Genomic DNA, 11395 nt, shown 5'->3' with positions numbered 1-11395 from the left:
ACCTTGAATGAAAGCGGAAAAAATTTCGGAAGCCGTCGTTCGCAGACTTCCCGTTTATTTGCGTCACCTGACCGAATTGCATAAACGCGAAGTGATGACGGTGTCGTCGCAAGAACTTGGACAGAAGTTGGATTTGAATCCGGCTCAGATCCGCAAAGATCTTGCATATTTCGGTGATTTCGGCCGGAAGGGCATCGGTTACGACGTATCTTACCTGATCGAGAAAATTCGCCATATCCTCAAGCTGGACCGTCAGATCAACGTTGCGTTGATCGGTGCCGGTAATTTGGGTCACGCCCTGTCCAACTACAACATGTACTTGAAAGAAAGCATGAAGATCGTGGCCGTTTTCGACTCCTATACGCCGAAGATCGGAACCAAGATCAATATGCTGACCGTGCAGCCGATCGAGGAATTGAAAGAAACGGTGATCGAAAAAGGCATTCGCGTAGGGATCATCACGGTTCCGGATTCGGAAGCGCAGCGCGTTGCCGATCAATTGGTGGAAGCGGGAGTCGAAGCGATTCTGAACTTTGCGCCGACCGTGCTTAAAGTGCCGGCCGAAGTACGGATTCATGCAGCCGACTTCACTACCGATTTGCTGAGCCTGGCTTATTATCTCGACAACGGAAAGGAAACCGAAGTCCATGACAACGACAAACAGCCCGAAGAAGTGGATCATTAGAAACGGCGTATTCGCCACCGCCGAGCAAGGAGGCGTCGTGCGCGGCTGCATGATCATTGACGGCGGCACGATCGCGTACATCGGAACCGAAGAGCCTGAAGACGCGCGCGATTTGCCTTCCGTTGACGGTAAGGGATTACTCTTCATGCCGGGTCTCGTAAACAGCCACGGACACACGGCAATGTCGCTGCTGCGAGGTTACGGCGACGATATGGTGCTTCAGGAATGGTTGCAAACGAAAATGTGGCCGATGGAAGCCAAGTTTACGTCGAACGACGTATATTGGGGCAGTTCTCTGTCGATCGTTGAAATGTTGAAAAGCGGCACGACAACATTTTTGGATATGTATGATCACATGGATCGGGTGGCGGAAGCGGTAGAAAAATCCGGCATGCGCGCTTCATTGACGCGCGGCGTCATCGGCTTGTGTTCGGAAGAAGAGCAAGAGCGCAAATTGGCTGACGCTATCTCGTTCGCGAAAACTTGGCACGGCGGTGCGGACGGCCGCATTACGGTCATGATGTCTCCGCATGCCCCTTATACGTGTCCGCCCGCTTACATCGAACGCTTTGTTCAAGCCGCGCATGATCTGGATCTGCCTTTGCATACGCATATGTCGGAAACGGCAGCGGAAGTGGAACAGAACGTACGCGAATACGGCCTTCGTCCGGTGGCGCACCTGGAAAAGCTGGGCTTCTTCTCGCGGCCTTCCATGGTCGCGCATGCCGTGCATTTGACCGACGAAGAGATCGAAGTTCTTGCAGCGAACAAGGTAGCGGTGTCCCATAATCCGGGCAGCAACCTCAAATTGGCGAGCGGCGTGGCGAAAGTGCCGCAAATGCTCAAAGCAGGCGTAGTGGTCTCGCTCGGAACGGACAGTTCGGCAAGCAATAATAATCTGGACATGTTCGAAGAGATACGCCTTGCGGCGCTGATCCACAAAGGCGTATCCGGAGATCCGACGGCTGTACCTGCGCTGGAAGCTTTGCGGATGGGAACCTTGTACGGCGCCCAGTCGTTGTACCTTGAGAATCTGGGAACATTGTCCGCAGGCATGAAAGCGGACTTCATCGCCCTGGATATCGAACAGGCGCATTTCGTGCCGCGCACGGATTACGTCTCGCACGCCGTGTATTCGGCAGCCGGTCAGGACGTGCGTCATGTCTGGGTGGATGGTCGCCAGATCGTGAAGAACCGCGAATGCCTGACCCTGGACGAAGAGAAAATCCGGTTCGAAGCGCAAGCCGCTTTCGAAGGGCTGTTAGCTCGATAAACCGGACACCGGGAGGAAAGACAACGTGAGTAAGCGTGCAAAAATCATTTTGCTGGCGGTTCTCATTCTATTGATCCTGCTCTCGGGAGCGTATTTGTATTACACCATCTCGATGCAGGATCGAACGAGCGAGCGCAATGCGGCAATCGCGGCAGCTCGTGCCCAAGCGCAATTGACCGAAGTGGAACGTGCCGACAAGTGGGTTTGGGGCGAAAACTCCATCTTCTGGGTTGTGTTGGGGACGACCGCGGCAGGCGAAGAAGAATATGTGTGGATGAAATATAAGTTGGACGGTACATCGGCTGAAGGACAGAACGCGTTGCGAACTCTTCCTGTCTCCGGAACCGTTACGCGCGAAGATATGCGCAGCCGATTCGAAGCCGAGCTTCCGGATGCCAAATTGATTCGTCTTCTGCCCGGCGTATACAGCAATCAATATGTATGGCAGATTTTTTACGAACAGAACGATACGCGTTATTACCGGTTCTACAATCTCAAAGACGGCAGCGAGGTCGGACAACCTTCCGCTTTGCCGAAGTGGTAGGAAGTATTTCCGTCTCGTGACCGAATATTCGGATAAAAAAAGCCTTTCCCGCGAGGGGAAGGCTTTTTGGTATACGCACGGCTGAATCTTTGTAGGACACTGTTGTTATTTGGCTCATTTTTGCAGGCTTGCTTGAAAACGTTCTTGTTCGCGCAAGAACGTTTTTTTTGGTCAAAACCGTGCCGAGCAAGCATTCAGGAAAGAATCGTGAATTAGAAAATGAGAAAACGGTGTGATATACTTATTCTCAACAAAGGTTTAAATTTGGATAAAAGAAGGAAAACGACGGTTTGATTTAGATAGTTAAAGAAACGCCGAAAAAGCATTTTTTCGCAAAAATGCCGGAAAAACTGATGGATGTTGGACTCTGCTCTGCCCCATGCTTACACATACAGCAAGAAGAGGAGAAATGCCCATTGAAAATTCGCGTGTTGCCTATTGTCGTTACTGCCGCATTATCGCTCATTCTTCTGCTCGGAGGATGGTTCATGTATCGTCAAACTGCTCTTGAGCGTCCCGTGGAACAGATGCTCGCGAAATATCCGGGTGTTACCAGCGCCCAAGCTCATATTACCCAGAAGCAGGCCGTATTGAAACTTGATCTGGAATCGAATGTTGATTTGCGCGGAATGATCGCCCAGCTTCGCAAAGAACAAGGCTCTTTGCTCGAAGGCCGTTCGATCAAGTTGGATATTGCCGACCACTCGACGCCGGAGATCGAACAGCTTTGGAAGCAGGCTTCGTTCTCGGTTGCCGAAGCGATGGCCAATAAACGTTATACGATGATTCCCGACACTTTGGCCGAAATTCAAAGCGAAAATAACGGATACACCATTTCCAGCGATATGGATGACCGCTACGTGTATGTTGCCTTAAGTTCCGCGTCGGACAAGAAGGCCAACAAATATATCATTCTGCCGCTGGCCGCGGCGACCGGAACAGGGGGACAATCGAATGCCTAAATGGACAATGGAAATTCTAATCGGTTTTACGGCCGCGCTTATCATTTTCCTTGGCCTTATCGGAGTCAATATCATGCCTTTTGCCGTGATGGCGCTTATCGGCGTCGGAATCTTCGCGATTTTTCAAATGCGCGGCGGTTTGGCCGTCGGCGCGGCGCAGGATCGCAAGCGAAAAAAGCAAAAGCCCGAAAAGTTCACGTTCGAACAGATCGGCGGACAAGACAACTCCAAGCAAGAGCTGCGCGAAGCTTTGGACTTTTTGATCAAGCATGAAGAAATCAAAAAGCTCGGCATTCGCCCGCTGAAGGGCATTTTGTTGACGGGCCCTCCGGGAACGGGAAAGACGCTGATGGCGAAAGCCGCGGCCCATTATACGGACTCGGTCTTCGTTGCCGCTTCGGGCAGCGATTTCGTTGAAATGTACGTAGGCGTGGGGGCGGGACGCATCCGTGATTTGTTCAAGGATGCCCGTACCCGCGCGGCGCAGGAAAAAAAGCAAAGCGCCATTATTTTCATCGATGAGATCGACGTAATCGGCGGGAAGCGCGAAGGCGGGCAGCAGCGCGAGTATGATCAGACGCTGAACCAGTTGCTGACCGAAATGGACGGCATCTACAACAACGAGGAGCCGCGCATTTTGGTTATTGCGGCAACGAACCGCAAAGAAATGCTGGATGCCGCGCTGCTTCGCCCCGGTCGTTTCGACCGTCATATTCAGGTTGATTTGCCGGATAAAAAAGGGCGCAAGCATATTTTGGAGCTGCATGCCAAAAGCCGTCCGGTATCGTCGGATGCCGATCTGGACCGCATCGCAGAGGAAGCTTATGGGTTCTCCGGCGCACAGCTCGAAAGCGTGATGAACGAAGCGGCAATCTATGCGATGCGTGATAAAGAAGCCGTGATCGATCAACGGCATTTGTCGCGCGCGATTGACAAAGTCATGCTGGGCGAGAGAACGGATCGCGAGACGAGCGCGGAAGAAAAACGCCGCGTGGCGATTCATGAGCTTGGACATGCCATCATGGCTGAGTTGCTGCGCCCGGGCAGCGTCAGTCAGGTTGCGTTAAGCCCTCGCGGACAAGCATTGGGTTATGTGCGTCATAATCCTCAAAAAGAACAGTATCTGTATACCAAGCAGTTCTTGGAAGAACAGATCATGATTGCACTGGCAGGATCGGCCGCGGAAGAAATTTATTACGGCGGCCGCAGCACGGGTTCGCGAGGCGATTTTGAACAGGCATTGGATCTGGTCGAAAACATGATCGTATCCGGTCTGACGGATCTTGGAATCGTCAGCCTGAAGATGTTGACCCAGGAAGAATTAATGAAACACAATGATAAGATTTTGCGTGCCTTGACCGAATCTACGCGAAAAGAACTGGATCGGTACCGGAAAGTATTCGAAGGCTCGCTGGATATTCTGATGCACGAAGAGGTTCTTTCGGGCGAACAATTCCGAGCTCAGTTCCGTGAGTTGGCGCAGCTTCCTGCTTGAACTCACGCATAAAGATCGAATCAAAAAAACCGACTTTAGCCGAAAGCTAAAGTCGGTTTTTTTTGATTCGAAAAAGACCGGAAGCAGATATCACTGATCGCGTTCGATACCGTCAAGCAGCTTTAAAGCCGAAGCGGCCCGAGGCCATCCCGCATAAAACGCCAAGTGGGAGAAAGCTGCCGACAACTCCATTTGCGTTAGACCGTGGGCTTGCGCGAGTCGGATATGAAACGGAATCTGCTCCGAGGCGCCTTCCGAGACGAGAGCCGCAAGCGTGACGAGACTTCGTTCGCGAGGAGACAACGCCGGATCTTTCCAGATTTCCCCGAACAACAAGGTACGCGTATTTTCGGCAAAGGACGGTGACACGCGAGCGTAATCAGCTCCGGCTGAATCAGTCAAGGCGGAGGCGCATGCGGATTCTCCGTCTTGCGCTGATCGGAGCCAAGCCGGCGGCGTTTCGATCATCTGGGCGAGTCCGAGCCCGAATGACCAGTTTTCCAGCTGCGTTTCCGACAGTACGATAAATACGTCTTCCCGGCGTATATTGCAGCGCAAGGCCAAACGATCGGCTGCATCCTGATAGAAAGCTTGTTTTTGCTCCGAACTTCGTCCGCAAGCAAGCGTAATCTCGATATACAAAAGCGCTTCGCTTCGTTCGACCGACAGATAGCCGGGGCTGAAGAAAAATTCGTCAGGCTCGATCGCGTGAAAAACGTGAAAAAAATCGTCGGGCGGAATTCGGAAGTGTTCGATCAACGATTCCAGAAGCGTTTCGGCGCAGAGTCGGAGACGGGTCGCATCATGATAGTTTCGCGAGTAGCTGGTTCGGACAAAAGGCAAAATCGTCACTCCTTTTCGTGGGTACCTGATCAATGTTAAAGGTACGGGATGCACCTATTGTATCTGCAAAACGTTTATTCATATAATAGATAATAAGAATCAAAAAAATGAAAAAAGAAATGGAGATTATTGGATTGGGCTTAAAAGAACTTATCGCCTTTCGCGCGGTAATCGAGCATGGGACATTTGCCAAGGCGGCGGAAAAGTTGCATTACGCACAGTCGACGGTAACTTCTCAAATTCAACGGTTGGAAAAAGAATTGGGATTTGCGCTGTTCAAGCGAGGCTGGGAAGCGGAGCTTACGGAAGCCGGACGTTTATATGCGGCGGAGGCGGACGGGTTGATTCGTCACTGGGAATATGTTCGCGGCCTGGCTGCGGAGCTCGGCGGCGAAGAACGCGGCACTTTATCTTTTGGCGTGATCGAACCTGTTGCGGAAAATAGGTTGGGAGATCTGCTTGCTGCTTTTCGAAACGAAAAACCGGGCATCGAATGTTCGGTCACGATCGATTCCAGCGAGCATTTGGCTCGTGCGCTGCATGATGGAGAGCTGCAATTGGCTTTATGCGGTCAACCGAGAAGTATGGGAGATGCTTTTTTTGATCCGTTGTACGACGAAGAGATTGTATTCGCGGTCGATAAGAAGCACGCGCTTGCCGAAAAAGACAGCCTCGCCTTGGAAGACTTTTATCGATATCCGCTTGTTACGGGCGGCGAACAGTGTTTATATCATTTGCGGCTTGAACAAGTTTTCGCGACTTACGCGACCAAGCCTTTCAGTTATACGGTCAGCCGTTTATCATCGATCCCGAACGCGGCGAGCGCGCTTCAAGGAATCGGTGCGGTCTTGACATCTACTGCCTTGCCGGCAAATATGCGATACATGCCTTTCGCGCTCGAAGATCCCAAAATTCCGATCGGACTCCTGCAAAACGGAAAAAGCCGTTATCGAAGTCCCGGTTTGGACACATTGACGCAGCTGATTCGCAATGCTCACAAAACTTCCGAAAGTCGTTCCTCAACGACGCGTATTTCGGAGGTATGATAGAAGAGTATGTCCGCGTACGGTCGACAATGCCCATTTAAATTCTTGTTATAATTTCTTTGCATTTCCGAATATTTTTAAGCTGCAATTTCTTTTTTACATTTCGGTTATGCTAAGATATGATTAGATGTTGGGAATGCAAGACGCTCATGTCGGCTGTAGGAGTGGACAATCTTGCAGGAGAGACCAGAAAGGATGAATACTAGAGATGAATTTTAAAAAAATAGGCGTCGTCGGCGGAGGGGTCATGGGACAAGGCATCGCAGAGATGCTTGCCTCCAGAGGCCTTGATGTCCTGCTCGTAGAGAAAAATAACGAGAAGCTGGACTATTCGTACGGCATGATTGAAACAAGCCTGGACAAAAAGCTTGAAAAATGGGGCATTACCCCGGCAGAGAAAAAGCTTACACTGTCGAGAATTTCGAAAGTAACCCATTTTGCGGAACTTGGTTCTTGCGATTTGGTCATCGAAACGATCTCGGAAGATCTGGAAGCGAAAAAAGCGGTATTCGCCCAGTTGGACCAAGTGTGCCCGAGCCATATTACGTTGGCGAGTAACACGTCCGCGCTGAGCCTGACCGAAATCGGCAGTTCCACGCTCCATCCGGAACGCGTTATTGGCATGCACTTTATTTATCCTGTAGCTTCGATCAACCTGGTTGAATTGATCCGCGGATTGAAAACATCGGATGCGACATTCGAAGCGACCAAGAACTTCGTAGAGGAAACGCTGGAGAAAAAAGGCGTGACCGTTTACGAATCTCCGGGCTTTGTTTCGACTCGCCTGATCTGTACGTTGATCAACGAAGCTTTGCATGTGCTTGAAGAAGGCGTAGCTTCTGCTGAAGATATCGACGATGCAATGCGCATCGGTTACCAATTCAACCGCGGACCTCTCGAGATGTGCGACCGTTTCGGCCTGGATTCGGTGCTTGCAGCACTCGACGGCATGTTCCGCGAATACGGTGATCTGAAGTACCGTCCGGCGATTATCCTGAAAAAGATGGTGCGCGCAGGGCATCTCGGCACGAAGACCGGCGAAGGTTTCTTCAAGTACGACAAGGATGGTGACAGACTGTGAAAGTACTCGTAATCAACTCGGGGAGTTCCTCGCTTAAATACCAACTGTACGATATGACGGATGAATCGGTTTTGGCCAAAGGTCTGGTGGAACGGATCGGGATGGACTCTTCCATTCTGACGCACAAGCCGACAGGCAAGGACGAAGTCGTGGAAGTCAGCGAAATCCTTGAACACAATACGGCAATCCGCAAAGTCATCGACAAATTGACGGACGGCGTGCACGGCGTATTGTCGAGCGTCGACGAGATCAATGCGATCGGGCACCGCGTCGTGCACGGCGGCGAATTCTTCAATGAATCCGCGCTCGTGGACAAAGAAGCGAAGAAGAACATCCGCGCGCTGATCGACTTGGCTCCGCTGCACAACCCTGCGGCCGTCATGGGGATCGAAGCTTCGGAAATCAATATGCCGGGCGTACCGCAGGTTGTCGTATTCGACACCGCGTTCCACCAAACGATGCCGGAAAAAGCGTACCTGTACGCCATTCCGCGCGTCCTGTACAGCAAATACAAAGTGCGTCGCTACGGTTTCCACGGCACATCGCACTACTACGTAAGCCTTGCGGCAGCCGAGTTCCTGAACAAACCGATCGAAGATCTGAAGATCATCACGGCTCATATCGGTAACGGCGGCAGCTTGACCGCGATTCAGGGCGGCGTTTCCGTCGATACGTCGATGGGCATGACTCCGCTTGAAGGTCTGATGATGGGCACGCGTTCCGGCGATCTCGATCCTGCAATCGTGCCTTACGTCATGAACAAGGAAGAGCTGAGCGTAAGCGAAGTGAACTCCATGCTCAACAAACACAGCGGGTTGCTGGCAATCTCGGGTGTCAGCAGCGACATGCGCGACATCACGGACGGTTGGGAAAAAGGCGAAGCAAACGCGACGCTGGCTTTTGAAATGTACGAATACCGTTTGCGCAAGTATATCGGTTCGTATGCAGCTGCAATGAACGGCGTTGATGTGCTGATTTTCACCGCAGGCGTGGGCGAGAATTCGGCGATCGTGCGTAAAGCAGTCTGCGACAACCTGTCGTACCTCGGCATCGAGATCGACGAAGAGTTGAATAAAATCCGTTCCGGCGACCCGCGTCGTATCTCCACTCCGAATTCGAAAGTGGAAGTACTGGTCGTTCCGACGAACGAAGAGCTTGTGATCGCCCGCGATACGTTCCGTATCGTAGAAGAGAGCAATGCTTAACATATAGGAGAGGAATGACTTCCATGTCCACCAAAACAGACATTCGCGGCGTTAGCGCCCACGTCGGCGAGACCGTTAGAATCGGCTGCTGGGTAAACAATAAACGTTCGAGCGGCAAAATTCAGTTCTTGCAACTGCGCGACGGCACCGGGTATATCCAAGGGGTCGTTGTAAAAAGCGAAGTTTCGGAAGAAATCTGGAACGACGCGAAGAGCTTGACTCAGGAAAGCTCGCTCTACGTGACGGGCATCATCCGTGAGGAGCCACGCAGCAAATCCGGCTTTGAAATGACGGTAACCGGGATCGAAGTGCTGCATATCACGGAAGATTATCCGATCACGCCGAAGGAGCACGGCGTAGATTTCCTGATGGATCACCGCCACTTGTGGTTGCGTTCGACGAAGCAACGTGCGGTCATGATCGTGCGCGCGCAAATCGTGCGCGCCGTTCGTGAATTCTTCGACACAAGAGGCTTTACTTTGATGGATCCTCCGATCCTGACGCCGTCTTCGGCAGAAGGCACAACGGAATTGTTCCATATCAAATACTTCGACGAAGATGCTTATCTGACGCAAAGCGGACAGCTTTATATGGAAGCTGCTGCCATGGCACTCGGAAAAGTCTATTCGTTCGGACCGACTTTCCGCGCCGAAAAATCCAAAACTCGTCGTCACCTCATCGAGTTCTGGATGATCGAGCCGGAAATGGCCTTCGTGGACTTGGAAGAGAGCCTGGAAATCCAAGAGCAATTCGTAAGCCATGTCGTACAGTCCGTTCTGACGAACTGCAAAGCGGAGCTGGAAACGCTGGAACGCGACGTGACCAAGCTGGAACAAATCACCGGTTCGTTCCCGCGGATCACGTACGATGAAGCGATTGAGTTCCTGAACAACAATGGCTTCGAAGTGCCTTGGGGCGAAGACTTCGGCGCGCCGCACGAGACGGCAATCGCGAACCACTACGATAAGCCGGTCTTCATTACGCATTATCCGGCAGAGATCAAGGCCTTCTACATGAAGCCGGATCCGAATCGTCCGGAAGTCGTATTGTGCGCAGACATGATCGCGCCGGAAGGTTACGGCGAAATCATCGGCGGATCGCAGCGTATCGACGATCCGCAACTGATGGAAGAGCGTTTTGCCGAGCATAACCTGACGTCCGACGCTTACAAATGGTATATGGACCTGCGTAAATACGGTTCGGTTCCGCACTCCGGCTTCGGCCTGGGCTTGGAGCGTACCGTTGCTTGGATCTGCGGCCTCGACCACGTTCGCGAGACGATTCCGTTCCCGCGCATGTTGTACCGTCTCTATCCGTAAGGCGCTTTACGCATGCTGCGAAGAGTAGATCAAGCAGGCGGAAGGAGGAACAAGCGGGTGAATGACGAAGCCTGGAAAACCTGGGCCATGGGAGTCTCCCATGCGATGGAATCGCCGCAGGTTCATATTCCTCACGCCCTGCTGCGTTTTTACCGCAAGATGGACCTTAGCTTGGAAGAGACGATGCTGCTGATTCAGCTTATCGGCTTCCGCCAAGCCGAGTTGAATGACTTCCCAACGCTCGAAGAATTGGAAGAACGCACCGGACTTGCAACGGGCGAACTCGCCGGTAAGCTTCAACGTCTGATCAAGGAAGGTTTCTTGGCCATCCATGAAGACGAGGACACGCCATCCGGCATTCGCTACGAACGTTACAATCTGGCTGGACTCTACGAACGCATTGCCGGCTGCCTGGCCGAAGAGCGACGCAACCAGCGGCGCACCGAACGCCCGGTCGTTCCCGAAGAAGAGGCGGAGACGGTCGATAATTTGTTCCGCATTTTCGAACAAGAATTCGCCCGTCCGCTGTCTCCGATGGAATGCGAAACGATCTCCGTCTGGATCGACCAGGATCGATATCCCGAGGAGCTGATTCTTTTGGCTCTAAAAGAAGCGGTATTCGCAGGCAAACTGCATTTCCGCTACATCGACCGCATCCTGCTCGAATGGAGCCGCAACCGCGTTCGTACGCCCGAAGACGTCCGTGCGTATTCCCAAAAGTTCCGCGGACAACGATAAACCGTGGAAAGTCCTGTTTCGGTGGGGAAGCTGGGGCGCTGCGGGAGAAATTCGTTCGGAACGCTGTCTCACCCGGAAAAACCGATTAGAATTTTTAGTGGAAGTTTTCCGAGTTCAAAGGCGTTTCTCACTGAATTTCTCCCTCCGCTAAAGCTTCATCGATCAGAACTTTTTTAAAACAAAAAGCAAGACGCTCTCCATAAA

11 protein-coding genes are annotated in these 11395 nt (G+C 52.0%); 10 read left to right on the top strand and 1 reads right to left on the bottom strand.

The genetic code is table 11. The annotated features are described in order from the left end of the window. Positions 1-7: 7 nt before the first annotated feature. From SACSAC_RS18715 to SACSAC_RS18695, 5 genes are all read left to right on the top strand, one after another. The gene (locus SACSAC_RS18715; protein ID WP_037289199.1) at positions 8-685 is read left to right on the top strand and encodes a redox-sensing transcriptional repressor Rex; all 678 of its coding nucleotides are present in this window, start codon (positions 8-10) and stop codon (positions 683-685) included. Continuing rightward, complete coding sequence (locus SACSAC_RS18710; protein ID WP_037289197.1) at positions 648-1958, top strand: amidohydrolase; 1311 nt, start codon at positions 648-650, stop codon at positions 1956-1958. The genes SACSAC_RS18715 and SACSAC_RS18710 overlap by 38 nt, the downstream gene beginning before the upstream one ends. Positions 1959-1983: 25 nt before the next feature. After that, positions 1984-2502: a DUF5590 domain-containing protein gene (locus tag SACSAC_RS18705; RefSeq protein WP_037289195.1), complete on the top strand. Its 519-nt coding sequence runs from the start codon at positions 1984-1986 to the stop codon at positions 2500-2502. 416 nt (positions 2503-2918) lie between these two features. Then, positions 2919-3464, top strand: coding sequence for a hypothetical protein (locus tag SACSAC_RS18700; RefSeq protein WP_037289193.1), 546 nt, complete (start codon positions 2919-2921; stop codon positions 3462-3464). Beyond that, a complete protein-coding gene (locus tag SACSAC_RS18695; RefSeq protein WP_037289191.1) occupies positions 3457-4959 on the top strand; it encodes an AAA family ATPase in 1503 nt (500 codons plus the stop codon). The genes SACSAC_RS18700 and SACSAC_RS18695 overlap by 8 nt, the downstream gene beginning before the upstream one ends. 90 nt (positions 4960-5049) lie before the next feature. Here SACSAC_RS18695 and SACSAC_RS28500 read toward each other — a convergent pair whose 3' ends face one another. After that, positions 5050-5802: a tautomerase family protein gene (locus SACSAC_RS28500; RefSeq protein WP_245608664.1), complete on the bottom strand. Its 753-nt coding sequence runs from the start codon at positions 5800-5802 to the stop codon at positions 5050-5052. Between the two features lie 107 nt (positions 5803-5909). Between SACSAC_RS28500 and SACSAC_RS18685 the strand changes: the two genes are divergently transcribed. From SACSAC_RS18685 to SACSAC_RS18665, 5 genes are all read left to right on the top strand, one after another. Then, positions 5910-6848: a LysR family transcriptional regulator gene (locus SACSAC_RS18685; protein ID WP_245608663.1), complete on the top strand. Its 939-nt coding sequence runs from the start codon at positions 5910-5912 to the stop codon at positions 6846-6848. A gap of 208 nt (positions 6849-7056) precedes the next feature. Next, entirely contained in the window at positions 7057-7929 is an 873-nt protein-coding gene (locus tag SACSAC_RS18680; RefSeq protein WP_037289189.1) for a 3-hydroxyacyl-CoA dehydrogenase family protein, read from the top strand. Continuing rightward, positions 7926-9134, top strand: coding sequence for an acetate/propionate family kinase (locus SACSAC_RS18675; protein WP_037289188.1), 1209 nt, complete (start codon positions 7926-7928; stop codon positions 9132-9134). Before SACSAC_RS18680 ends, SACSAC_RS18675 begins: the two co-directional genes overlap by 4 nt. A 23-nt stretch (positions 9135-9157) precedes the next feature. After that, positions 9158-10453: an asparagine--tRNA ligase gene (gene asnS, locus SACSAC_RS18670; RefSeq protein ID WP_037289186.1), complete on the top strand. Its 1296-nt coding sequence runs from the start codon at positions 9158-9160 to the stop codon at positions 10451-10453. A 57-nt stretch (positions 10454-10510) separates the two neighbouring features. After that, positions 10511-11191: a DnaD domain-containing protein gene (locus SACSAC_RS18665; protein WP_037289183.1), complete on the top strand. Its 681-nt coding sequence runs from the start codon at positions 10511-10513 to the stop codon at positions 11189-11191. The last annotated feature ends 204 nt before the right edge of the window (positions 11192-11395 follow it).

This window comes from Saccharibacillus sacchari DSM 19268 (assembly GCF_000585395.1).
Classification (GTDB): domain Bacteria; phylum Bacillota; class Bacilli; order Paenibacillales; family Paenibacillaceae; genus Saccharibacillus; species Saccharibacillus sacchari.
Note: the sequence above shows the minus strand (reverse complement) of the source record. Positions and strands in the feature narration are given on the sequence as shown.